This window comes from Cupriavidus sp. UBA2010 (genome assembly GCF_002335265.1).
Taxonomy (GTDB): Bacteria; Pseudomonadota; Gammaproteobacteria; order Burkholderiales; family Burkholderiaceae; genus Cupriavidus; species Cupriavidus metallidurans.
The window spans coordinates 42,066-66,690 of the sequence record NZ_DDCI01000032.1; the positions used below are offsets into that span (position 1 = coordinate 42,066).

Below are 24,625 nucleotides of genomic sequence, written 5' to 3' on the forward strand. Positions count from 1 at the left end.
ACAGGGCGGCGCATCTTCCAGGGCAATCTAGCGAGTCAGGACCATCATGTCTGTCGATATCGATATCACGCAGTTCTACCAGACCTTCTTCGAGGAGGCGGAGGAACTGCTCGTACAAATGGAGCAGCTGCTGCTCGAGGTGGATATCGAATCCCCCGATGCGGAAGCGCTCAACGCGATCTTCCGTGCCGCGCATTCGATCAAGGGCGGCGCCGCGACGTTCGGCTTCACGGCGCTGACCGAAACCACGCACATCTTCGAGAATCTGCTGGACCGCACGCGTCGGAGGGAACTAGCTCTCTCGCGCGTCATCATCGACACCTTTCTGGAAACCAAGGACGTGTTGCACGATCAGCTCAACGCCTACCGTAACGGCACCGAACCCGATCCGGAAACGCTGGCGCGCATTTGCGCCGTGCTGCAGCAACTGGCCCAGGAAGCCAGCGGCGAGGCGGCTCCCGCGCCCGCCGCTACGCCGGTAGCCGCATCCGCGCCCGCTGCCGCACCGGCTGGCGGCAATCTCAAGGTGAGCCTGATCAAGGTATCGGCCGCCGACCAGGCCCTGCTGCGCGAGGAGCTTGCCAACCTGGGCGAGATCACCGGTCAGCAGGAATCGGACGGCGACCTGATCATCTGGCTGAACAGCCAGTGCAGCGCCGACGACATCATCGCGGTCTGCTGCTTCGTGATCGACGAGAAGCAGATCGCCGTGGAAGCGGTAACGCCAGGCGAGACACCGGCGGCACCGGTCGCCGCGCCGACGCCCGCGCCCGTGGCCGCGCCGGCAGCCGTCGCGCCTGTCGCGCCCGCCGCCGCACCGGTGGCTGCCAAGGAGAAAGAGAAGGCCAAGCCCGCGGCCGCGCACACCCCGGATGCCGGTTCGATCCGCGTGCCGACCGAGAAGGTCGACCAGATCATCAACCTCGTGGGCGAACTCGTCATTACCCAGTCGATGCTGGCGCAGACCGCGTCGTCACTGGACCCGGTGCTGTTCGACCGCCTGTTCTCAGGCATGGGCCAGCTCGAGCGCAATGCGCGCGATCTGCAGGAAGCGGTGATGTCCATCCGGATGATGCCGATGGACTACGTGTTCTCGCGCTTCCCGCGTCTGGTGCGCGACATGATGGGCAAGCTCGGCAAGCAGATCGATCTGGTCACGTTCGGCAAGGCAACGGAACTGGACAAGGGCCTGATCGAGCGGATCATCGATCCGCTGACCCATCTGGTGCGAAACAGTCTCGATCACGGCATCGAAACACCAGAGAAGCGTATTGCCTCCGGCAAGGAGCCGACCGGACAACTGATCCTCTCCGCGCAGCACGCAGGTGGCAACATCGTCATCGAGGTGAGCGATGACGGCGCCGGCCTGAACCGCGAGCGCATCCTGGCCAAGGCGATGCAGAACGGCCTGCCGGTCTCCGAGAACATGCCCGACGACGAAGTCTGGCAGCTTATCTTCGCGCCGGGCTTTTCCACGGCCGAAGTCATTACCGATGTCTCCGGCCGGGGCGTTGGCATGGACGTGGTCAAGCGGAACATCCAGGAGATGGGCGGCCACGTGGAGATCAGCTCGCGCGCCGGGCTGGGCACCACCACCCGCATCGTGCTGCCGCTGACGCTGGCGATTCTGGACGGCATGTCGGTACGTACTGGCGAAGAAACCTTCATCCTGCCGCTGAACTGCGTGATGGAGTCGCTGCAGCCGATGGCCGACGACGTGCACACCGCGGCCAACGGCGAGCGGGTGATGAACGTGCGCGGCGAATACCTGCCGCTGCTGGAACTGCACAAGGTCTTCAACGTGGCCAACGCCGTGCAGGAGCCCACGCAGGGTATTGCCGTGATCCTGGCGGCCGAAGGCAAGCGCTTCGCGTTGCTGGTGGACCAGTTGATCGGGCAGCACCAGGTGGTGCTCAAGAACCTCGAGACCAACTATCGCAAGGTGCCGTGCATTTCCGCCGCCACCATCCTCGGCGACGGCAGCGTGGCCCTGATCGTGGACGTCGGCGCGCTGCAGCGCACTGGTGTGCGCCGCCAGGCCCCGATGGCCGCGTAGTAATCGACACCAAGGAGAACGGACATGGCCGGCATCGGACATATCGATACCCAGGGCAGCGAAGCCTCGGGTCAGGAGTACCTGGTCTTTACGCTGGGGACGGAAGAATATGGCATCGACATCCTCAAGGTGCAGGAGATCCGCAGCTACGAGACGGTGACGCGCATCGCCAACGCGCCAGACTTCCTCAAGGGCGTGACCAACCTGCGCGGCGTGATCGTGCCGATCGTCGACCTGCGCCTGAAGTTCAAGCTCGGCAACGTGCGCTATGACCACCAGACCGTGGTGATCATCCTGAACGTGGCCGGCCGCGTGGTTGGCATCGTCGTCGACGGCGTATCGGACGTGCTGACGCTCACCGGCGATGACATCAAGCCCGCGCCGGAGTTCGGCGTGTCGGTCTCCAACGAACATCTGACCGGGCTGGGTTCGGTGGAAGGCCGGATGCTGATCCTGATCGACATCGAACGCATGATGACCAGCCCAGAGATGGAATTGATCGAGGCCGAGCTCGCCTGATGCTTGCCGGCACGTCCGGCAGCCCGCATCGCCGACTCCCCGGTACCTTGAAGGACATACACCATGACGCCGCTCCGTTCTTCCTCCAGCGCCATCAGGAAGCCAGGCGCGGCTATGACGCCCGGTGCGCCCGTGCTGGCGCCATTGCGCGATGAGATGCGCGACTTTCTGCTGACCGAGCGCGACTTCGAGAAGATCCGCGCGCTGATTCACAAGCGCGCGGGCATCTCGCTTGGCAGCCACAAGCGGGAGATGGTCTACAGCCGGTTGGCCCGGCGGTTGCGCACACTGCAGCTTGCGGACTTCAGCACCTATCTCGCGCAGCTCGAAGCCGACGAGCGTTCGTCGGAGTGGGAGTACTTCACCAACGCGCTGACAACGAACCTGACGTCGTTTTTTCGCGAGGCTCATCACTTTCCGCTGCTGGCCGAGCACGCCAAGAAAATCGGGCGACCCTACAGCGTCTGGTGCGCCGCGGCGTCGACCGGCGAGGAGCCGTACTCGATCGCCATCACGCTGGCGGAAGCGCTGGGCGAACGCGCGGGCACGGTGCTGGCCACGGACATCGACACCCAGGTGCTGGCCAAGGCGCGCAGCGGCATCTATACCGCCGAGCAGGTATCGCGGCTGTCGCAGGAACGGCTCAAGCGTTTCTTCCTGAAGGGCACCGGCGCGCGGGCCGGGTCGGTCAAGGTCAAGCCGGAGCTTGCCGCGACGGTCACCTTCGAGCCGCTGAACCTGCTGGCGCCGGATTGGGGCTTGCGCGAGAAGTTCGATGCGATCTTCTGCCGCAACGTGATGATCTATTTCGACAAGCCGACGCAGGGCCAGATTCTCGAACGGTTCGCGCCGCTGCTCAAGCCAAACGGCCTGCTGTTCGCGGGGCACTCGGAGAACTTCTCGTACGTCACCCGCGCATTCCAGTTGCGCGGGCAGACCGTGTACGAGCTGACGAACAAGAGCGGAGCTGCATGATGCGCGGCACGCCCCAGATGCCGGAGGCCATCGCCACCCGGAAGTACTTTGACCGCGAATTCGACCGGCAGGCCATCAAGCTGTTGCCCAACGAGTACTACGTGACCGCCGAGGACGTCGTACTCACGACCGTCCTGGGATCGTGCGTGTCCGCGTGCATTCGTGACGAAGTGGCCGGTGTCGGCGGCATGAACCATTTCATGCTGCCCGACGACGAGAACGCCGGCGCCGACCGGATGCTCTCTACGTCGATGCGCTACGGCTGCTACGCGCTCGAAGTGCTTATCAATGAACTGCTGAAGATGGGCGCGCGTCGCGAACGGCTGGAGGCCAAAGTATTTGGGGGTGGCGCGGTACTGGCCAACATGACGACCCTAAATATCGGGGATCGGAATGCCGATTTCGTACTGAAGTACCTGCGCACGGAAGAAGTGCGCGTGGCCGCGCAGGATCTGCGCGGACCGCACGCGCGACGTGTCAGCTACTTTCCACGTACCGGCCTTGCACTGGTCCGCCGGCTGACGCGCCAGGACGATACCGTAGGCGTCGAACGCGAGGAACGTGCCCTGGCACGGGCGCTGTCCACGTCGACGAAGGCACCCGCGCGAGGCGCCGTGGAACTGTTCACGCGACAGACCACGGCCAGGATCCCGACCTGATGTCGGGCGCGCGGGACGTACAAGACGCGTCATACACGAAATACACGCAAGAGACGTAGAGACCAACATGACTGCCGCGAAGATCAAGGTGCTGTGCGTGGACGATTCCGCGCTGATACGCAGCCTGATGTCGGAAATCATCAACAGCCAGCCGGACATGGAGGTGGTAGGTACCGCCCCGGATCCGCTGGTGGCGCGCGACCTGATCAAGCGCGTCAATCCGGACGTGCTGACGCTGGACGTAGAAATGCCGCGCATGGACGGCCTGGATTTTCTTGAGCGCCTGATGCGCCTGCGGCCGATGCCGGTGCTCATGGTGTCGTCGCTGACCGAGCGCGGGTCCGAGATCACGATGCGCGCGCTGGAACTCGGCGCCGTGGACTTCGTGACCAAGCCGAAGCTCGGTATCCGTGAAGGCCTGCTGGACTACACGCAGACAATCGCGGACAAGATCCGCGCCGCATCGCGCGCCCGCGTGCGTGCGCGTGCGGAGCAGAGCGCTGGCGCGGCGCCCGTCGCGCCGATGCTGCGCGCGCCGCTGTTGTCGACGGAAAAGCTGATCATCGTCGGGGCTTCCACGGGTGGTACCGAGGCGATCAAGGATTTCCTGACGCCGCTACCGCCCGATTCTCCGGCGGTCATGATCGTCCAGCACATGCCGGCGGGTTTCACGAAGTCGTTCGCGCACCGCCTGAACGGCCTGTGCCGCATCACGGTCAAGGAAGCCGAGCATGGCGAGCGTGTGCTGCCAGGCTATGCGTACATCGCGCCCGGCGATTCGCACATGCTGCTGGCACGTAGCGGCGCGAACTACGTGGCGCACCTGTCCCAGGAAGCGCCGGTCAATCGGCACCGACCGTCCGTGGATGTGCTGTTCGATTCCGCCGCGATTCACGGTGGCAAGAACGTCACGGGCGTGATCCTGACCGGCATGGGCAAGGACGGCGCGCGCGGCATGTTGCGAATGCGCGAGGCAGGCGCCTACAACCTGGCGCAGGACGAGCAATCCTGCATCGTGTTTGGTATGCCGAAGGAAGCCATCGCGGCCGGCGGTGTGCATGAAGTGGTGCCCCTGCACCAGATGAGCCAGCGCGTCATGGCGCACCTGGCTACGTTTGGCGCGCGGGCGCAGCGCGTATAGCGCGCGAGAGGTCAGATAAGCAGCAATCATCCGGATGGCATGGCCATCCGCAACCGTTTTGGAGCCGTAACAGTGGACAAGAACATCAAGATTCTCGTGGTCGACGATTTCCCGACCATGCGCCGGATCATCCGCAACCTGCTCAAGGAGCTTGGTTTCACCAACGTGGACGAAGCCGAGGACGGCGCAGCCGGCCTGGAGAAGGTCAAGGATGGCAGCTTCCAGTTCGTGGTTTCGGACTGGAACATGCCGAACATGGATGGCCTGACCATGTTGCAGACGATCCGCGCGACGCCCGAGATCGCCAAGACGCCGGTGCTGATGGTGACGGCTGAAGCCAAGAAGGAGAACATCATCGCCGCCGCGCAGGCAGGCGCCAATGGCTACGTGGTCAAGCCGTTTACCGCCGCCACGCTCGACGAGAAGATCACCAAGATCTTCGAGAAAATGGGTCAATAAGAGGGACGCGACATGTCGACGACTCCGACTTTCAGCAACGAAGCGGCCGAGCAGATCATCCATCGCATCGGCAACCTGACCCGGATGCTGCGCGACAACATGCGGGAGCTGGGGCTCGACAAGGAAATCGAGCGCGCCGCCCAGGCCATTCCCGACGCGCGCGACCGTCTGAGCTACATCGCCGCCATGACCGAGCAGGCTGCCGAGCGTTCGCTCACGGCCGTGGAACTGGCGCAGCCGCTGCAGGAAGAACTCGAGGCCAAGGCCACCGCGCTGGACAAGCGCTGGGGCGAGTGGTTCGAGCAACCCGTGGAGTTGGGCGACGCCCGCGCGCTGGTGCTCGACACGCGCGAGTTCCTGACCGAGGTTCCGGAGAAGACCAAGGCCACCGGCAGCCATCTGCTCGAGATCATGATGGCCCAGGACTTCCAGGACCTGACGGGCCAGGTGATCAAGAAGATGATGGACATGATCCGCACGCTGGAGCAGGAACTGCTGCAGGTGCTGATCGACAACGTGCCGGCCGATCGGCGCGTGGAGGCGCCCCCTTCCCTGATCAATGGTCCGCAGATCAATCCCGAAGGCAAGGCCGATGTGGTGTCGGACCAGTCGCAGGTGGACGATCTGCTGGCGAGCCTTGGCTTCTGAGGCCGTTTGGCGATAGGCTTCCGCTCTCCCGCATCGCGGGAGAGCGGCGCTTCAGCGCACCTTCGCATTCACTGGCACAATCGCAGCAAACACGGTTTCTCCCCCTGCCAGAGGATTGCCCCCATGCCTGCTCGCTGTACCGTTGTTGCCCTCGCAGCCGCCGCACTTGCCGGAATTGCCCACGCGCAGACGCTGCCCCTCCCACAGGTCTCCCCAGCGGTAGACACTGCCTACACCAAACTCGAAGCATCCCCGGTCCACAAGAAGCTGATGACGGACGTCCGCGCCGATGACGCGCGCGCGCTGACCGAACTGAAGACCATGACCGAGATTCCCGCGCCGCCCTTCAAGGAGCGCGCGCGCGCCGAGTACTTCGTCTCGCGGCTCAAGGCGCTTGGCCTGGCCGATGCCCATATTGATGCCGAAGGCAATGCGGTCGGGATCCGCAAGGGCGTGGGCAATGGCCCGAAACTGCTGATTTCCGCCCACCTCGATACGGTCTTCCCGGAAGGCACCGATGTCACCGTCAAGGCGCGTGACGGCAAGCTATACGCCCCCGGTATCGGCGACGACACGCGCGGACTCGCTGTGCTGTTGTCCTGGCTGAAGGTGCTCAACGAAAACAATGTGCGGACGGTTGGCGATCTGGTCTTCGTGGGCAACGTCGGCGAGGAAGAACTTGGCAACCTGCGCGGCATGAAGGCGGTGTTCCGCGAGCATCCCGATATCGACGGCATGGTCGGCATCGAACCCGGCACCGGCGATCGCGTGCTGACGCAGGGCACCGGCAGCCATCGCTACGAAGTGACCTTCCGCGGTCCCGGCGGTCACAGCTTTGGCGCGTTTGGCCTGCCCAGCGCCATTCATGCCATGGGGCGCGCTATCAGCAAGATCAGCGATGTGCGCACGCCATCCGATCCCAAGACCACGTTCACGGTCGGCACGGTTTCCGGCGGGACGTCGGTCAACGCGATCGCGGGCGATGCGCGCATGGCGGTCGATATCCGTTCGAACGGCACGCCGGCGCTGCTGGAAACCGAAAAGCACATCATGGATGCGATTGCAGCCGGGGTTGCGGACGAGAATCGTCGCTGGGCGCCAGCCACGGGCCAAGACATCACGTTCCAGACGAAGCTGATTGGCGATCGCCCGGCCGGGCAGACGCCGACCGACTCGGTGATCGTACAATCGGCTGTCCGCGTGATTCACGCCAACAGCAAGGAGGCGCCAACCCTGCGGGGCGGCAGCACCGACGCCAACGTGCCGATGGCGCTGGGCATTCCGGCCATCATCATTGGCAGCGGCGGAAAATCGGGCGGCGCACACTCGCGTGGCGAGTGGTTTGATCCCACCAATGCCTGGGAAGGCGCGCAATGGGGCCTGACCACCGTGCTGGGTCTGGTCGGCGTGGACGGCGTGGATGCACCGCTGCTGGCACGGCGCCGGGGCAATCCGCCAATCACACGGTAAAGGGCTACGGGGGCTGCGGGGGCGGCGCGGGCTCCGCCAGCTTCGGGCGAGGTTGCGCCAGCCGCCCGCTTGCGCTTCAATGGTCGCCTTGCCGACCTAGCCGTAGCCCGAAATGACCGATACCCCCGACACTCCAGACACCCCCATGGCCACCGGGGCTTCGTCCCGCCCGCCACTGCGCGCCCTGACCCCGCTCGAAGGCCGTGTGGTGGCGGTGCTGCTCGAAAAGCAGTTCACCGTTCCCGATACCTATCCGTTGTCACTCAATGCGCTGGCCGCCGGTTGCAACCAGAAGACCGCGCGATCGCCGGTGATGAGCGTCGGCGAGGACGAGATCCTGACCGCCATCGATGGCCTCAAATCGCTGAGCCTCGTGTTCGAAGGCAGCAGCAGCCGGGTGCCCCGCTTCGAGCAGAACCTTGCCCGTGTGCTTGGCGTGCCGAGCCAGTCCGCGGCGTTGCTGTCCACGCTGCTGCTGCGCGGGCCGCAGACGGCGGCGGAACTGCGCCTGAACACGGCGCGGCTGCACGCCTTTGCCGATATCTCCTCGGTCGAGGCGTTCCTGGACGAGCTGGCCGAACGCGATCCCGCCCTGGTCGTGAAGCTGCCCCGTGGCCCGGGGGAGCGCGAACACCGCTGGATGCACCTGCTATGCGGCGAAGTCAGTCTGGCCGAAGCGCCGGGCCCACGCGCGAGCGCGAGCATCGAGATCGCGCCGTCGGAGCTGGAGGCGCTCCGGATCAGCCATCGCGAGCTGGAAGACAAGGTGGCGCGCCTGCAGGCGCTGGTTGAGGAAATGGCCGAACAACTGGGCATCTCCATCGACCCGGAGCGCCTGTCCTGAGTCCGCGCGCCTTGCGATGCGGCGTCGCCCGACGCTGAATCGTGCTGCATCGCAAAGGCGGCATCATGCCGCCGGATGCCATCCGGACAGTGCGCGATCGCGGCATTTTGGGACGCTCCCCCTAAAGATCGGCCCCCCGGGGACCGTTAACGCCGCTGCCCCCTCCATTCCTGAAACAGGGACCTGTTTCCCCGCCTTTTCCTCCCAATGCTTCCCGGCCGGGGATTTGATAATCCTCGGTGACGAAGTGCCGTCCGCGCTTCGCGCCTGGAGCGTCCATGTCCGAGGAAAGCGATCTCGAGAAAACCGAACCCGCCACAGCCCGGCGCCTTGAAAAGGCGCGTGAAGAGGGGCAGGTGGTGCGTTCGCGCGAGCTCGGCACGTTCGTGATGCTGATGACCGGCGTGATCGGCCTTTGGAGCACGGGCGGCGTGCTGGGCCGCAAGCTCGATGCCGTGATGCATGCCGGCCTCGCATTCGAGCCGGCCACGGCCTTCGACACGAATCGCATGTTGTCCCAGTTCGCCGCCATTGTCTGGGACGCCCTGCTGGCATTCCTGCCGCTTCTGCTGATGTTCGGCGTCGCGGCATTGGTGACGCCGCTGGCCCTGGGCGGCTGGATGTTCTCGACCAAGTCGTTCTCGCCCGATTTCTCGCGCATGTCGCCGATCGCCGGCCTCGGCCGGTTGTTCTCTGCGCATTCGCTGGTGGAACTGGCCAAGGCCATCGCCAAGTCGCTACTGGTAGGTGGCGTGGGCGCCTGGATGATCTGGCGCAAGCTGCCGGAGGCCATCGCGCTGATGGACGCGCCGATCCAGGAAGCACTGCTGCACATGATGGAACTGGTGCTGTATGTCAGCGGCGTGGTGGCGGGATCGCTGATCCTGGTGGCCGCACTGGACGTGCCCTGGCAGCTCTATACGTTCCACAAGAAGCTCCGCATGACCAAGGAAGAGATCAAGCAGGAGATGAAGGAAACCGACGGCGATCCGCACATCAAGGCGCGTATCCGCCAGCAGCAGCGTGCCATTGCGCGCCGCCGCATGATGGCCGAAGTGCCCAAGGCCGACGTGGTGGTGACCAACCCCACGCACTACGCCGTGGCGCTGCGCTACGAGGAAGGCCGCATGGGCGCGCCGCGCGTGGTGGCCAAGGGTGCCGACGAAGTGGCCGCGCGGATTCGCGAACTGGCCGCGGAACACCGCGTGCCGATGCTGTCGGCGCCGCCGCTGGCACGTGCGCTGCATCGCCACGTCGAGCTGGGTCACGAGATCCCGGCCGGCCTGTACACCGCCGTGGCCGAGGTCCTGGCCTGGGTCTATCAACTGAAGAACTGGCACTACAGCTACGGTCCGCAGCCCGATGGGCCCGCGGATCTGGTGGTGCCGGATGAACTTGCCGTACCGGAAAGCCGCGCATGAACGCACTGACGAACATCCTCAACCTGCCGGGCCTGCGCTCTGGTGCCCAGATGAAGGCGCTCGCGGGGCCGGTGCTGATCATCATGATCCTCGGCATGATGATCCTGCCGTTGCCCGCGTTTGTGCTGGACCTGCTGTTTACGTTCAACATTGCGCTGTCGATCATGGTGCTGCTGGTCGGCATGTACACGCAGCGTCCGCTCGACTTCGCGGCGTTCCCGGCGGTCCTGCTGTTCTCCACGCTGCTGCGCCTGTCGCTGAACGTTGCCTCCACGCGCGTGGTGCTGCTCGAAGGGCATACCGGCCCGGACGCCGCCGGCAAGGTGATCGAAGCCTTCGGCCACTTCCTGGTGGGCGGCAATTTCGCGGTCGGTATCGTGGTGTTCGCCATCCTGGTGGTGATCAACTTCATGGTGATCACCAAGGGCGCGGGCCGCATCGCCGAGGTGGGCGCGCGCTTCATGCTGGACGCGATGCCGGGCAAGCAGATGGCGATCGACGCGGACTTGAACGCCGGCCTGATCAATGAAGAGGGCGCGCGCAAGCGTCGTGCCGAGGTGGCGCAGGAGTCCGATTTCTACGGCGCGATGGATGGTGCGTCGAAGTTCGTGCGTGGCGATGCCATCGCGGGCCTGCTGGTCATGTTCATCAACGTCGTGGCCGGCATGGTCGTGGGCATGGTGCAGCACGACCTGGACTTTGGCACTGCGGTGCATAACTACACGCTGCTGACGATCGGCGACGGCCTCGTGGCGCAGATTCCGGCGCTGGTGATCTCCACGGCCGCCGGTGTCATCGTCTCGCGGGTGTCGAACGAGCAGGACGTCGGTCAGCAGCTGACCGGCCAGCTCTTCTCGAATCCGCGCGTGTTGTTCATCACGGCCGCCATTATCGGCATGATGGGCATCATCCCGGGAATGCCGCATTTCGCGTTCTTGCTGCTGGCTGCCGGGCTGATCTGGCTCGGTCGGTACATGTTGCGCCGCGAGGCCACGGCAGCAGAAACGAAGTCGAACGACGCGCGCGCGCCCGCCGCGCCGGCCGAGGCCGCCGAAGCGTCGTGGGAAGACGTCACGATGGTCGATCCGCTTGGCATGGAGGTGGGCTATCGCCTGATCACGCTGGTGGACCGCGCCCAGAACGGCGAGTTGCTGGGCCGTATCAAGAGCATCCGCAAGAAGATCGCGCAGGACATCGGCTTTCTCGTGCCGGTGGTCCATATCCGCGACAACCTGGAACTGAAGCCGACCGCCTATCGCATCACGCTCAAGGGTGTGGAGATTGGCAGTGGCGAAGCCAATCCGGGCCAGTGGATGGCGATCAACCCGGGCCAGGTCACCGGTACGCTGCCCGGCGCGGCTACGCGCGATCCGGCCTTCGGCCTGCCCGCCGTGTGGATCGACGCTGCCCTCAAGGAGCAGGCGCAGGCGTATGGCTACACCGTGGTCGACGCCAGCACCGTGGTGGCCACCCACCTGAACCACCTGATCCAGATGCACGCATCCGAGCTGCTGGGTCGCCAGGAAGTGCAGTCGCTGCTGGACCGCATCGCCAAGGAATCGCCCAAGCTTACCGAAGACCTGGTGCCGAAGACGATCACGCTGACTGGCCTGCAGAAGGTGTTGCAGAGCCTGTTGGACGAAGGCGTGGCGATCCGCGACATGCGCACGATCCTCGATGTCATCGCCGAACACGCGCCGAAGGTCAGCGATCCGGCCGAGTTGACCACGCTCGTGCGCGTGGCGCTGGGCCGCGCGATCACGCAGCAGCTTTTCCCCAACAACGCCGACCTGCAGGTCATTGGCCTCGATGCCGGCCTGGAGCGCGTGCTGTCGCAGGCGCTGGCCAATGGCGGCGGCATCGAGCCGGGTCTGGCCGATGCGGTGCTGCAGCAGGCGCAGGGTGCGGTGGTGCGCCAGGAGCAACTGGGTCTCGATCCGGTCCTGCTGGTGCCGTCGCCGCTGCGTCCGCTGATGGCGCGCTTCCTGCGCCGCACCCTGCCGCAGTTGAAGGTGTTGTCGCATGCCGAAGTACCGGACAACCGCAATATCCGCATCACCGCCATGATCGGCGGCGCAGCGTAAGGACTGAACATGAGCGTGGCAAAGTTTGTGGCGGCCAACGGCCGCGAAGCGATGCGCAAAGTGCGCGAGGCGATGGGCCCGGATGCCGTGGTGCTGTCGAACCGGACCATCGATGGTGGCGTGGAAATCGTCGCGATGCGCGACACCGATCTTGGTGCGGTGAACGCCAACGCGCAGCCCTATGTGTCGCCCTCGCCAGCCGCATCCCAGATCCTTGAGACCGCCCCGGTGCAAATCGGGCCGATCGCCATCGCGGCGGCCAATGCCGTCGACGGGCAGGCGACCCGGGCGGATGACGGCGTCATTGGTGATCTGCGTGGCGAGCTTGCGTCGATGCGTTCGATGCTCGAGCGCCAGTTTGCGGGCCTGTCCAGCGGCGCCGGCAATGTGGCCGTGGGCGATCCGCTGCGCGAGTCGCTGTTCGAGTGGATGGTGAACGCGGGCTTCTCTGGCCAGTTGTCACGTACGTTGATCTCCCGTCTGCCTGTGGGTACCGATCGTCCGGCCGCCATGTCGTGGATTCGGCAGGAAATCGCGAAGAAGGTGCCTGTGCTGTCCAACGAGGACGCACTGTTCGATCAGGGCGGCGTGCTGGCGCTGATCGGACCGACCGGCGTGGGCAAGACCACCACTACGGCCAAGCTGGCCGCCCGCTACGTGCTGCGCCACGGCGCCGATCGCCTGGCCTTGCTGACGACTGACCGCTTCCGGATCGGCGCGCACGAGCAGCTTCGCATCTACGGCGACATTCTGGGCGTGCCCGTGCACGCGGTGAAGGACGCCGCGGACCTGCGTTTCGCGCTATCGGCGATGAAGGACAAGCATCTGGTCATCATCGACACCGTTGGCATGAGCCAGCGCGATCGCAGCCTGTCCGACCAGATCGCGATGCTGGCTGGCGTGCAGGCGCCGATGCAGCGCGTGCTGCTGCTCAACGGCGCCGCGCATGGCGATACGCTCAATGAAGTCGTGCACGCCTATCGGCACGACGCTGCCGGCGACGCTGGTGGCATCGACGGCTGCATTATCAGCAAGCTCGATGAAGCGACGCATCTCGGTTCCGTGCTCGATGTGGTGATCCGCCATCGCTTGCCGGTTTTCTATGCTTCCACTGGCCAGCGTGTGCCGGAACATCTTGAACTTGCGCAGGCCAGCACGCTGGTGGAACGCGCGTTCATGACGCCGCGTCGTGGCTCGCTGTTCAATGACACCGACATGGCACGCCGCCATGCCGCTGCAGCGGACGCCGCAACGCCGCGCCAGGTCGAGCGCAATGGCGCCGATGACATGCTGCGTTCGTTGACTGACAGCGCTAATGCCGTGGGCACGTGCGTGGAAGAGTTGAACGCCGCGGGCTACGGCTTCGACGTCGCGCGCCAGCTCTGGCAACAGCGCGGCGCCGGTGCCGTGGGCTTGCGGCAGATGGGCCAGCAGGCGCGCATGGCCATGTGCCGGGACGCCAGCCGGGCCTGCGAGCGCTATGTGCTCGCCGTATCGCAGAATTTTACGCAGCCGGTGCAAGGTCGTCGCGCGCCGCAGTTGATGCAATGCACCCTGTGGCTTGCCGACCGGGACGGGATGCCGCTGGCCGGTACCACCGCGCCGGTTGGCCGTACGCGGCAGTCGATGTCAGAAGCGGACGCCGATGCCGAAGCCGAGACCGTGCGCGCCACGCTGTCGGCGGCCCGTACCGTCGTCAACCTGAATGCATCGGTGCCATCGGCCGCCGTGATTGCGCGCTGGCATCAACTTGGCGAGCGCTGGGTGGCGGGTACGCGCAAGACCGCGCGTGTGATCACGGGTGGCGCCGCCAGCAAACTCGATGCCATCGCCGACACGCTGACGTTTCATGCGATTGGCGACACGACCTGGCGCGATCGCGACGCTGTGCACTGGGTTGGTCACTGCGCCGTGCGGATTCCGGAAGGGACGATTCGTGCGGCGGGACGCGCTCGCGACAACACGGCAGAGGCCGGTACCGAAGCCTGCCTCGTTGTCTCCCGCATGGCGGACCGTGATACCGGCGAAACGCTGGCGGTCGAGTACGTGCTGTGCGACGTGGCGCTGACCGATGACGCCGCGCAGGTCGCTCGCTGGATGCAATGGGCGAACGCCGCGGACGAGCAGTTCCGCACGCTGCGTCATGCCGCCGAGCACTTCGCGCAGGACGGCGATGCGTCGGACAGTCAGGGGGCCAGCATGGTGTCGCTCCAGCTCGGGCTGACCACGCTGCGCCTGCAGCACACCCCCACCGCAACTGCACCGGCGTTCCTGTCGCGCCTGGCTGGCCGCGCCGCGACACGTGCAAATGCGCCGGTGCCAGGCGCCGTGCTCAACGAGGGCATGGGTCGCCTGCTGGCGCTGCTGGATGTGCTGGAGAACTATCCGGGACGTACCGCCTCGCCTGCGCCCGTCGGTGATATCACTGCCGACGCGGCAATGCAGGCGACAGCCGGACTGCCGCAGTTGGCAGTCGCAGGGGAGTAAGCCTTGAACGTCATGGGTTCCGATCAGGCAGAAAGCCTGCGCCGTCTGCTGGCGCCGCGCGTCACCCGGCGCATCGCGGTGGTTGCCGCCGATGCGGGGGCGGGCGCCACCACGGTGACGCTGGGTCTGGCCAATGCGCTGGCCATGCAGGGCGAACGTGTGCTGCTCGTCGACGAGGATCGCCATGGCGTGCGTGCCACGCGTCTGTCGGGCGCCGCGCCTGTCGCAACGCTCGCCGATGCGCTGGCCGGCCGGGTGACCGCGGCCGCTGCGATTGGCACGCGCCCTGCCAGTGGCATCGCGGTGCTGCCGGCAGGTGATATCCCAGTCGATGCCGGGAACATGGACCGCGCGCTATCCGATCTGATTCCCGACATGCGGTCGGTGCTGATCGACGCGCGCACGGATGCGACCGGCGCGCTGTCGCCTCTGGCGGCAACCGCCCACAACGTGGTGATCGTCATGCGCCCGGAGGCAACGTCGATTACCGCGGCCTACGCGCGCATCAAGCGTCTGCATCACGAATACGCATGCCGCCGCTTCCATCTGGTCGTCAATATGGCGGCCGCCGAAGCGACCGTTGCCGCGCTGGCGCGCAATCTTGCCCGTACCGCGAGCCAGTACCTCGGCGTCGAGGCTGGTCTGACCGGATACCTGCCGATCGACCCGTTGGTGGCCCGCGCATTGCAGCTTGGCCGTTGCGTGGTGGAGGCGTATCCCGCAGCGGCATCCACCAGCGCGCTGCGTCACATCGCCAGCGGTATCGGCGCATGGCCGTTGCGACACGAAACAACGCCCCAGGGAGCGGCTGTGGCCGTTCCCGCATGAAGCCAGAACAAGAAGTCGACAAGACCGGACACCGAGCCAGACAGTCAGCCGCGGCCATGCTTGCGCGGCGCTGGCACCGATAGAAAGCATTTACCGAGAGTTCCACCATGTACACGATTCAGGGAAAGCTCGAACAGGCAGACGTGGTCAAGTCGCACGCGCCGCTGGTGCGACGCATCGCGTTGCAGCTGGCGGCGAAGCTGCCGGCCAGCGTGCAGATCGACGACCTGATCCAGGCCGGCATGATCGGCCTGCTCGACGCCGCCAAGCGCTACGAGGACAACCATGGCGCGCGATTCGAGACCTATGCGAGCCAGCGCATTCGCGGCGCCATGCTCGACGAGGTGCGCGCCAACGATTGGCAATCGCGCAGTCTGCGCCAGTTCACACGCAAGATCGAACGCACGCAGCGCCAGCTCGAGCAGAAACTCGGCCGGAGCCCCATCGACTCGGAAGTGGCGAAGGAACTCGAAATGGGGCTGGAGGAGTATCAAGAACTGCTCAACGAAGTCCATGGCTGCCAGTTGCTGCACTATGAGGACTTCGAACGTTCCGGGGAAGAAGACTTCCTGGATCGGCACCTTGGGGTGACCGACGAAGCGAATCCGCTCACGGTGCTGATGGAATCCGGAATGCGTGATGCGCTGATCCGTGCCATCGAGAAGCTGCCCGAGCGCGAGAAGCTCGTGCTCTCGCTTTGCTACGACCAGGAGTTGAACCTGCGTGAGATCGGGGCCGTGCTGGAAGTGACCGAATCGCGCGTCTGCCAGATCCGCAGCCAGGCCATTACGCGGCTGCGCAACCAGCTTCGCGGCATGTTGTGATGCGTCATCTTCTGGCGTTCGCGTTGTGTCTTTGTCTGGCCCCCACATGGGTCGATGCGCAGACATACGTGCGCGCCACCTACGAGCTCAGTGGGTCGCGTTATGCCTGGACCAGCTCCGCGCAGGGACCGCTGATTGCCAGTCGCGGTCAGCGCACGATGTCGTCGCCGGTGTTGCCCCCAGGCACGATGCCTCAGGCAAGCGGCATCGTTACGTCGGTACGCTGGCGCTACAGCTTCGTCAGTACCCCGCCGATCGATCTGGAAGCATATCTGTGCAACGCGCGACGCTGCGTGCTGCTGTCTGGCGCGCAGGGCAAGACCGATGCGTTCGCGGGCGACGATGCGACTGGAGGGTTCGTGTTTGCCTACCGGGTTGCTGGCCGTGGGGGGCTGTCTCCCACCCTGCAAGGCCGCAGTAACGAGGTGACGGTGAGCTACCGATAGCGAGCCGGCCCGGCATTGAAACGGCCCGGGGACGGGTTCAATTTGCACGTATCTGCACGTCACCGACACTTCGGGTTGCTCGGTATAGGACTGCAGTCGCAAAAAAAGCCCGCTCCCAGCCAGTCATGACCAGAAGCGGGCAGGTGGAGCCCAGTCTCAAGCCGACGAATGAAGTGCCGTCAGAAGACGTGCTTCATGCCAAGCATTGCGCCGAACTGCGAGCCGCCAGGCGCGGGCGATGCGCCGGTGGAAGCGCTGTCCACGGACAGTGCCAGCTTGCCGCCGTTGTCGATATAGCCAAGCGTGGTGTAGACGGACGTGCGCTTAGAGAAGGCGTAGCTGGCACGTAACGCGCCCAGCCATGCCTTGTCGGCGCTGTTGTGGTACTTGAGGTAGAACGCCTCGCCGGAGAGCGTCACCGCAGGAGTGATGTCGTAGGCGACACCGGCATAGAACATGTCGCTGCGCGGCGTGGCGATGGCGCCGTTGCGACGCCCGATCCAGCCGGCGCCGATCTTGGCGCGGTCCACAAGCATGTAGCCACCGAGGGTGGCGCGATCATCCTTGAGCGAACTCGAAGTCAGGCCGCCGAATGCGCCGGGCCCGCCGCGCTGCGAGTCATAGGCGCCCAGGATGCCCCACCAGTTGGTTTCATACCCGAGCATGGCCGACCATTCGCGGCAGGCGGTCTTGTCGGCGGGGTTCTCGCCGCCGCAGTTGGTGCCGGAGGGGCTGGGACCGGCGTTGACGGTGTCGCGCCCGAAGCTGTAGGTAGCGCCAACGGTGAAGCCGCCGAACTTGCCCTTGTAGGCGATGGCGTTGTCGGCGCGGGCGTTGGGCAGGTAGTTGTCGAGCGAGCTCGAGCCGTAGGCGTTGGGGCCGAGGATGTCGGAGTCGAGCGTGGCCCAGAACAGCATGGTGTACTGGCGGCCGAGGCTGACCTGGCCCCAGTTGCCGGAGAGGCCGACCCATGCCTGGCGGCCGAAGAGGCGGCCGCCCTGGTTGGAGACGCCGCTGTCGGGGGCGAATCCGGATTCGAGCACGAAGTTGGCCTTCATGCCGCTGCCGAGGTCTTCGGTGCCGCGCAGGCCCCAGCGGGAGGGTACGGTGCCGCTGAGGTTGGCCATCTTGACGACGGAGTTGCTGGCGGTGCCGACGTGGTTGAGGTACTCGATGCCGGTGTCGATGACGCCGTAGAGCGTCACGGATTGGGCGTTGGCGATGGCGGGCAGGCCGAGCGCGGCCGCCAGCGCCAGGTGGCGCAGTTTCATCTTCTTCTCCTCCGTTAGATATTTTTCTGGAACAACGTTGATGCCTGGCTTCGATGGCGCTGCCTAGTGGCCACGTGCCTTGAGTCGCGCGTCAAGTCGGCTGTAGACGCGCCGCGCGTTGCCCTCGTAAATCTGGTGACGTTCCTCGTCCGAGAGCGCGGCCTGATCGATGTAGCGCCGCGTATCGTCGTAGTAGTGGCCGGTCTCGGGGTCTATGCCACGTACCGCGCCGATCATCTCCGAGGCGAACAGCACGTTCTTGACCGGTATCACGCGCGTCAGCAGGTCGATGCCAGGCTGGTGATAGACGCATGTATCGAAGAAGACGTTATTGAGCAGGTGTTCGCCAAGCGGCGGCAGCTTCATCTCCTGCGCCAGCCCACGGAACCGGCCCCAGTGGTAGGGCACCGCGCCGCCACCGTGCGGAATCACGAATTTCAGCGTCGGAAAGCGCTGAAACAGGTCGCTGGTCAGCACCTGCATGAATGCGGTGGTGTCGGCGTTCAGGTAGTGCGCGCCAGTGGTGTGGAAGCACGCGTTGCAACTCGTGCTGACGTGAATCATGGCCGGCACGTCGAGTTCGACAAGCTTCTCGTAGATCGGATACCAGTACGGATCGGATAGCGGTGGCGATGTCCAGTGTCCGCCAGACGGATCCGGATTCAGGTTCACGCCGACAAAGCCATACTCGCGCACGCAACGTTCGAGTTCGTCGATGCAGCTCTTGGTATCGACACCCGGCGATTGCGGCAGCATGGCGGCGCCGACGAACTGGTCGGGGAACAACTCGCTGACACGGTGGCAGAGCGTGTTGCAGATGGCGGCCCACGTGGCGCTGGTTTCAAAGCTGCCGATGTGGTGCGCCATGAACGACGCGCGCGGCGAGAAGATCGTCAGGTCCATCCCACGCTCGCGCATCAGGCGAAGCTGATTGCTGGCGATGGCGTCACGCAGTTCGTCGTCACTGATGCGCAGTTCACTGACGGAAGGCGCGAGCGCAGGGGTGTTCAGGCTGGCGATCTGGCGTTGGCGCCAGTCTTCCAGGGCCTTGGGGGCGGTGGTGAAGTGCCCGTGGCAATCGATGATCATGGGAGTTCGTCAGACAGAGGCCATGCGCTGGTCGGCACCAGTACCTCGCCGCGCATGATGGGACGCGCGGTGCGGATCAGCGCGCTACGTACGATCGATCCCGGCTTGGCAGGATCGGTTTCCAGTTCAACGGTGAACTCGCCGGTCGGGTGCTCGACGCTAATGGCATGGAGCGGCCCGACGCTGGTGGCTGCGATGCCGCTTGCCACGGTGCCCGGCAGCACGCAGGCGGTGCCCACCGTGATGGCGGCCAGTACGCCGATCGCATCGTGGCAGACGCGCGGGATGAAGCAACGCGTGGCGATGCTGCCGCCCTGGCGTGGCCGGGCCAGCAGGCACATCTTCGGATAGCTTTTGTCGGAGACGTCGCCCAGCCCCATGAGCTTGCCGGCGGCGAGCCGCGCGGCTTCGATGCGTTGCTTGAGCTCGTGATCGGCATTGAGCGCCGCCACGCTTTCGTAGCCGGTGCGGTCGAGATCCTCCGCGCGCATCAGCACCATCGGCATGCCGTTATCGATCAGAGTGGCAGCGATCATGCGTGAGCCGCCATGCACCGGATCGTTGATCGTCAAGACGTCGATGACGTTGCCGGTGGGCAGCATTGCATGGCAGACGGAGCCTGCGGTGTCGAGAAAATCGATCACGATCGGGGCCGCGGTGCCGGGGACGCCGTCGATGCGCGCGTTGCCCGAGAACCGTGGCACGCCGCCGGGCGTCTGGATCGTGATGTCGCAAAGCATCCCGGTGTTGCGCGTCAGCACACGTGCCCGGGTGATGTCGCCCTGCGGCGCAATCAGTCCGCGTTCGATGGCAAAGGGAAGCACTGCCGCCAGCATGTTGCCGCAGTTCGGGGTGGTATCGACGGTGTCGGCGTTCGGCTGTAGTTGCGCGAACGTGAAGTCCAGGTCGGCATGACCCGGCGTGCCGCGCGACACGATGCCGGCCTTGCTGGTCAGTGGATGGGCTCCGCCCAGGCCGTCGATCTGGCGCGGGTCTGGGCTGCCCATCGCGGCCAGCAGCACGCGATCGCGTGCTGGCACGTCCTCCGGCAGATCGCTCGCGAGGAAAAACGGTCCGCGTGACGTGCCGCCGCGCATCAGCGTGCAAGGTATCGCGCGGAGATCGGAGGCGAGGCAGGGCGTCATGGCGGGTGCGAAGCCGGACCCGATCGGGGGTCCGATCGGTGGTCCATCAGGTTGTCCATCAGGTGGCCGAAGTATCGGCGTACCGTGGAATCCCTTGGTTGCCATGTCGCAGGACAGTTGTTCTAATCTGCTTATCGACAGCACAAATACAACATCGGGTCGGACAACGCCATGGAGACCATCAGCCTGCATCACCTTCACGTTTTTGCCGGTGTCGCCGCTGCCGGAGGGGTACGGCGATCCTCGGAGTCGCTGCATCGGGCGTCGTCCGCGATTGCCCGTTCGGTGGCCGCGCTCGAGGAGACGCTTGGGGTGGTGCTGTTCGAGCGCAAGGGCAGGGGGATGCTGCTGACACGCGCCGGCGAGATCGTGCTCGAGCGCGCGCGGCATATCGAAGCCGCCTTGCGCGAGGTGCGGGAGGAAGCGGTACGGATGCGGGCGCATTCGGGTGCCGCCGTCGCCAGTATCGACGCGCTGCACAACGAACGGCGGCTCGAAGTGGCGGCGATGCTGGCCGAGGTGCATCACATGCCCAGCGTGGCGGCGTCGATCGGCGTGTCGCAGCCGGCGGTCAGTCAGGCAATCGCCCGGCTGGAGGACGCACTGGGCCAGCCCATCTTCGCGCGCACGGCGCGGGGCATGGTGCCCACCGACGCAGGCAGCCGCTGGGTGGTACGTTTCGAGCGCGTTCTGGCCGAACTGCGCAACATCCGCGCCGATATCGCCGCGTTGAAGGGGGTGCTGGAAGGTGTGGTGACGGTTGGCGCGCTGCCGCTGGGCCGCACGCTGCTGTTGCCGATGGCGATTGCCGACGTGCACCGACGCCATCCGCATCTGCGTTTCCGGACGCTCGAAAGCCCGTATGAGGAGCTGACCGCGGGCCTGCTGGCCGGGCGGATCGATTTCATTCTTGGCGCGGTACGTCCGCTGGCTTCGCAAGGGCTTGCCACCGAGAGGCTCTTCCAGGACCGGATCTCGCTGATCGTTCGCGCCGCGCATCCGCTGGCGGTCAGAAAGCGCGTGACGTTGGCCGATCTCGAACCGTATCCGTGGGTGCTGTCTCGCGCCGCGTCGCCGTCGCGCCAGGCGCTGGACGGCGTGTTTGCGTCACGTGGCCTGCCGTTGCCGCAGCCGCTGGTTGAAACCGGAGACCTCGCGCTGGTGCGCGGCATGTTGCTGCAGGGGGATATGGTGACCGCCTTGTCTGCCCATCAGCTTCGCCACGAGATCGACGCGGGATGGCTGCGCGAACTGGGGCTCCCGCTGCCCGACACGGCGCGCAGCATTGGCATCACCACTCGCGTGGGCGCGCGTCTCTCGCCCGGCGCCGATGCGCTGATCGCCGCGCTGCGGCACGCCAGCGGGTCAATGGAACAGGCCGTCGATAAGTAGATGGCAACGCAGCCCGCGCCACAAAGCAATACTGCTATCCCCTGCTGAACGTAGACTGCCGTTGCCGTGCATGGGGGATGCGCGGCCGGCCGCTTCCGCGGCGATTAGCCATGTCGATAACTAGAATCCGCTGACTCCCGCACGGCGGATCACGCCAGGAGACGGCAACATGACAACGCAACGGCTCGACATTCGGGCCCATATCAACGAACGCAAGATGTCCGGCTACCAGTGGCTGCTGCTGGTGCTGTGTTTCCTGATCGTCGCCACGGACGGGATGGATGTGGCCATCATGGGCTTCCTCGCGCCGGACATCACACGCGAATGGGGCATCTCGAAGGCCGCCTTTGGCGTGGTGATGAGCGCCGCGCCGATCGGTCTGGCTATCGGCGCGCTGGTGGTCGGGCCGCTGTCCGACCGCTTCGGCCGCAAGAAGCTGCTGGTCGGTTCCATCGCGCTGTTCGGCGTATTCAATCTACTGAGCGCATTCGCCGATGGCACGGCAACCTTGTCGCTGCTGCGCTTCCTGACCGGCCTTGGTCTGGGCGCGGCCATGCCGAGCACGACCACGCTGCTCTCCGAGTATGTGCCGGAACGTTCGCGCAGCATGTTGCTGGCGACGATGTTTACGGGCTTCAACCTCGGCTCCGCATTGGTGGGCTTCGGTGCCGCCGCGCTTCTGCCGCATCATGGCTGGCGCGCGGTGCTGATCGCCGGTGGCGCGATTCCGCTGATCTGCCTGCCGTTCTACATCATGCTGATTCCAGAATCGGCGCGCTTCATGGTGGTCCGCAATGTCTCGCCGGCGCGAATCGCCCGCACGCTGCGCCGCGTGATCGGCAGCGCGGTGGCCGATGACACCGTGTTCACGATTAGCGAGCCGCCGGTCTCCGGCAAGCAGCCCGTGCGCACGCTGTTGTCGCCGGGTTATCGCGGCATGACGCTGGCGCTGTGGATCACCTATTTCATGGGGCTGCTCGTGATCTACCTGCTGAGCGGCTGGCTGCCCACGCTGATCAAGGACGCTGGCCTGCCGATCGAGCGCGCCGCCAACCTGACGGCACTGTTCCAGCTCGGCGGCACCGTCGGCGCGCTGGTGGTGGGCTACTGCATGGACCGCTTCGCGCCCCATCGTGTGATCGGCGTGTCGTATGTGCTGGGCGCGGTGTTCATCCTGATGCTGGCTTCTGGCAGCGTCACGTCGTCGATGTTTGCACTCTACGTGCTGCTGGCCGGCTTCTGCATGAGCGGCGCGCAGACCGGGCTCAACGCTTTCGCGCCGCAGTGCTATCCCACGCCGGTGCGTGCCACTGGCGTAAGCTGGATGCTCGGCATCGGCCGCTTCGGCAGCATCACCGGCTCCATGGCGGGCGGTGTGCTGCTGTCGATGGGCTGGAGTTTCAGCGCGGTGATTGCCATCCTGGCCGTTCCGGCGACCATGGCGGCGATCTCCATTGTTTCCACGAAGGCGCAGCCTCGCGCCGTAACCGCTTGACGTATTGCCATGGCCACCATCATCGGCGCAATCGCCTCTTCCCATACGCCAACCATCGGATTCGCGCTCGACGCGGGCAAGCAGCAGGACCCCGCCTGGGCGCCGATCTTCGCGGCCTATGCGCCGGTGAGCGAGTGGCTCGCCAGGAAAAAGCCCGACGTGCTGCTCGTTGTCTACAACGATCACGTCACGTCGTTCTTCTTCGATCACTACTCGGCCTTCGCGCTGGGTATCGGCGATACCTACCACGCTGCCGATGAGGGCGGTGGCCCACGCAACCTGCCACCGGCGCGCGGCCACGTCGAACTGGCGCGGCACGTCGGCGCATCGCTGGTGGCCGACGAGTTCGACATGTCGTTCTTCCAGGACAAGCCGCTCGATCATGGTTGCTTCTCGCCGATGTCGGTCATGCTGCCGCACGAGGGCGAGTGGCCTGTGAAGATCCTGCCGCTGCAGGTGGGCGTGCTGCAGTTCCCGGCACCGTCGGCGCGTCGTTGCTACAAGCTCGGAGAGGCGATCCGCCGCGCGGTGGAGAGCTACCCGGAAGACCTCAAGGTGGCGATCGTCGCCACCGGTGGCCTGTCGCACCAGGTGCATGGCGAGCGTGCGGGCTTCAACAATACCGCGTGGGATCACCAGTTCCTCGACCTGTTCGAATCCGATCCCGAGGCGCTGCTAGACATCACCCATGCCGAGTACGCGAAGCGAGGCGGCTTCGAGAGCGCGGAAGTGGTCATGTGGATGGTGATGCGTGGCGCGATGTCGAGCCGCGTCCGCTGCCTGCATCGTGACTACTATCTGCCATCGATGACCGGCATCGCCGTGGCGGTCTACGAGAACGAATCCGCCGACGACCCCGCGCTGCGAGAGGCGCGTGCCGAACGCCAGCGCGAGCACATCGGTCATCAGTTGCGCGGGATCGAGCAACTGGAAGGGACATATCCGTTCACCCTGGAAACCAGCGTGCGCGCATACCGGATCAACCGCTATCTGCACCAGCTTATCGATCCGGCATTCCGCGAGCGATTCCGCGCCGATCCGCTGGCAACCTACGACGAAGCGGGACTGACGCAGGAAGAGCGCGACATGATCACGCGCCGCGACTGGCGCGGCATGATCCATTACGGCGTGATTTTCTTCATGCTGGAGAAGCTCGGCGCGGTCTGCGGAGTCTCGAACCTGCATATCTACGCGGCGATGCGTGGCCAGTCCCTTGAAGACTTCCAGAAGACGCGCAATGCGCCGGGCGCGCTGTACTCGGTGGCCGGTAGCGGCAGCGCTTCATGGAGTGCGAAGTCCTGACCGGACGATGTCGGGGGCTTGAATTCCGGTGCAATGCCGCCATGTGCGAGGTTATTTTTGACTTGCACCA

21 protein-coding genes are annotated in these 24,625 nt (G+C 65.3%); 18 read left to right on the plus strand and 3 right to left on the minus strand.

Going from position 1 to position 24,625, the window contains the following annotated elements; all coding sequences use genetic code 11:
* Window positions 1-46 precede the first annotated feature (46 nt).
* The 15 genes from cheA to B2246_RS22730 all read left to right on the plus strand — a co-directional run bounded on the left by cheA (window position 47) and on the right by B2246_RS22730 (window position 16,861).
* On the plus strand, window positions 47-2,056 hold the full coding sequence (cheA, locus tag B2246_RS22660; protein ID WP_035880711.1) for a chemotaxis protein CheA: 2,010 nt from the start codon (window positions 47-49) through the stop codon (window positions 2,054-2,056).
* Window positions 2,057-2,080: 24 nt separating this feature from the next.
* A complete protein-coding gene (locus B2246_RS22665) occupies window positions 2,081-2,575 on the plus strand; it encodes a chemotaxis protein CheW (protein ID WP_008641041.1) in 495 nt (164 codons plus the stop codon).
* 63 nt (window positions 2,576-2,638) lie between these two features.
* Entirely contained in the window at window positions 2,639-3,550 is a 912-nt protein-coding gene (locus B2246_RS22670; protein WP_011518212.1) for a CheR family methyltransferase, read from the plus strand.
* Window positions 3,547-4,209 carry a chemoreceptor glutamine deamidase CheD gene (gene cheD / locus B2246_RS22675; protein ID WP_369799849.1) on the plus strand — a complete coding sequence of 221 codons (663 nt, stop codon included), beginning with the start codon at window positions 3,547-3,549 and terminating at the stop codon, window positions 4,207-4,209. The genes B2246_RS22670 and cheD overlap by 4 nt, the downstream gene beginning before the upstream one ends.
* 67 nt (window positions 4,210-4,276) lie before the next feature.
* Window positions 4,277-5,350, plus strand: coding sequence for a protein-glutamate methylesterase/protein-glutamine glutaminase (locus B2246_RS22680; protein WP_008641055.1), 1,074 nt, complete (start codon window positions 4,277-4,279; stop codon window positions 5,348-5,350).
* 72 nt (window positions 5,351-5,422) lie between these two features.
* Entirely contained in the window at window positions 5,423-5,809 is a 387-nt protein-coding gene (gene cheY, locus B2246_RS22685) for a chemotaxis response regulator CheY (RefSeq protein ID WP_008641058.1), read from the plus strand.
* Between the two features lie 12 nt (window positions 5,810-5,821).
* Window positions 5,822-6,457, plus strand: coding sequence for a protein phosphatase CheZ (cheZ, locus tag B2246_RS22690; protein ID WP_011518216.1), 636 nt, complete (start codon window positions 5,822-5,824; stop codon window positions 6,455-6,457).
* A 123-nt stretch (window positions 6,458-6,580) separates the two neighbouring features.
* Window positions 6,581-7,927 (plus strand): M20/M25/M40 family metallo-hydrolase, encoded by a 1,347-nt coding sequence (locus tag B2246_RS22695; RefSeq protein WP_286881224.1) that lies wholly within the window; start codon window positions 6,581-6,583, stop codon window positions 7,925-7,927.
* A gap of 112 nt (window positions 7,928-8,039) precedes the next feature.
* Window positions 8,040-8,771, plus strand: coding sequence for a YceH family protein (locus B2246_RS22700; RefSeq protein ID WP_286881222.1), 732 nt, complete (start codon window positions 8,040-8,042; stop codon window positions 8,769-8,771).
* A 278-nt stretch (window positions 8,772-9,049) separates the two neighbouring features.
* Window positions 9,050-10,192 carry a flagellar biosynthesis protein FlhB gene (gene flhB, locus B2246_RS22705; RefSeq protein WP_035880719.1) on the plus strand — a complete coding sequence of 381 codons (1,143 nt, stop codon included), beginning with the start codon at window positions 9,050-9,052 and terminating at the stop codon, window positions 10,190-10,192.
* On the plus strand, window positions 10,189-12,276 hold the full coding sequence (flhA, locus tag B2246_RS22710; protein WP_286881220.1) for a flagellar biosynthesis protein FlhA: 2,088 nt from the start codon (window positions 10,189-10,191) through the stop codon (window positions 12,274-12,276). Before flhB ends, flhA begins: the two co-directional genes overlap by 4 nt.
* A gap of 9 nt (window positions 12,277-12,285) precedes the next feature.
* Window positions 12,286-14,763, plus strand: a complete 2,478-nt coding sequence (gene flhF, locus B2246_RS22715) for a flagellar biosynthesis protein FlhF (protein ID WP_286881218.1) — start codon at window positions 12,286-12,288, stop codon at window positions 14,761-14,763.
* Window positions 14,764-14,775: 12 nt separating this feature from the next.
* Complete coding sequence (locus B2246_RS22720) at window positions 14,776-15,591, plus strand: MinD/ParA family ATP-binding protein (RefSeq protein ID WP_286881216.1); 816 nt, start codon at window positions 14,776-14,778, stop codon at window positions 15,589-15,591.
* 107 nt (window positions 15,592-15,698) lie between these two features.
* The gene (locus B2246_RS22725; RefSeq protein ID WP_008641079.1) at window positions 15,699-16,415 is read left to right on the plus strand and encodes an RNA polymerase sigma factor FliA; all 717 of its coding nucleotides are present in this window, start codon (window positions 15,699-15,701) and stop codon (window positions 16,413-16,415) included.
* Window positions 16,415-16,861 (plus strand): flagellar protein FlhE, encoded by a 447-nt coding sequence (locus tag B2246_RS22730; protein WP_008641080.1) that lies wholly within the window; start codon window positions 16,415-16,417, stop codon window positions 16,859-16,861. Before B2246_RS22725 ends, B2246_RS22730 begins: the two co-directional genes overlap by 1 nt.
* Window positions 16,862-17,040: 179 nt before the next feature.
* Here the strand turns inward: B2246_RS22730 and B2246_RS22735 are convergent, their stop codons facing one another.
* From B2246_RS22735 to B2246_RS22745, 3 genes are all read right to left on the minus strand, one after another.
* Entirely contained in the window at window positions 17,041-18,132 is a 1,092-nt protein-coding gene (locus B2246_RS22735; RefSeq protein WP_008641081.1) for a porin, read from the minus strand.
* Window positions 18,133-18,195: 63 nt separating this feature from the next.
* Window positions 18,196-19,221 carry an amidohydrolase family protein gene (locus B2246_RS22740; protein WP_008641082.1) on the minus strand — a complete coding sequence of 342 codons (1,026 nt, stop codon included), beginning with the start codon at window positions 19,219-19,221 and terminating at the stop codon, window positions 18,196-18,198.
* Window positions 19,218-20,366 carry a 4-oxalomesaconate tautomerase gene (locus B2246_RS22745; protein ID WP_040010809.1) on the minus strand — a complete coding sequence of 383 codons (1,149 nt, stop codon included), beginning with the start codon at window positions 20,364-20,366 and terminating at the stop codon, window positions 19,218-19,220. The genes B2246_RS22740 and B2246_RS22745 overlap by 4 nt, the downstream gene beginning before the upstream one ends.
* A 171-nt stretch (window positions 20,367-20,537) precedes the next feature.
* Between B2246_RS22745 and B2246_RS22750 the strand changes: the two genes are divergently transcribed.
* The 3 genes from B2246_RS22750 to B2246_RS22760 all read left to right on the plus strand — a co-directional run bounded on the left by B2246_RS22750 (window position 20,538) and on the right by B2246_RS22760 (window position 24,555).
* On the plus strand, window positions 20,538-21,758 hold the full coding sequence (locus B2246_RS22750) for a LysR family transcriptional regulator (RefSeq protein ID WP_008641100.1): 1,221 nt from the start codon (window positions 20,538-20,540) through the stop codon (window positions 21,756-21,758).
* A 169-nt stretch (window positions 21,759-21,927) separates the two neighbouring features.
* A complete protein-coding gene (locus B2246_RS22755; RefSeq protein WP_035880732.1) occupies window positions 21,928-23,253 on the plus strand; it encodes an MFS transporter in 1,326 nt (441 codons plus the stop codon).
* Window positions 23,254-23,262: 9 nt separating this feature from the next.
* Window positions 23,263-24,555: a gallate dioxygenase gene (locus B2246_RS22760; RefSeq protein WP_286881208.1), complete on the plus strand. Its 1,293-nt coding sequence runs from the start codon at window positions 23,263-23,265 to the stop codon at window positions 24,553-24,555.
* Window positions 24,556-24,625 lie beyond the last annotated feature (70 nt).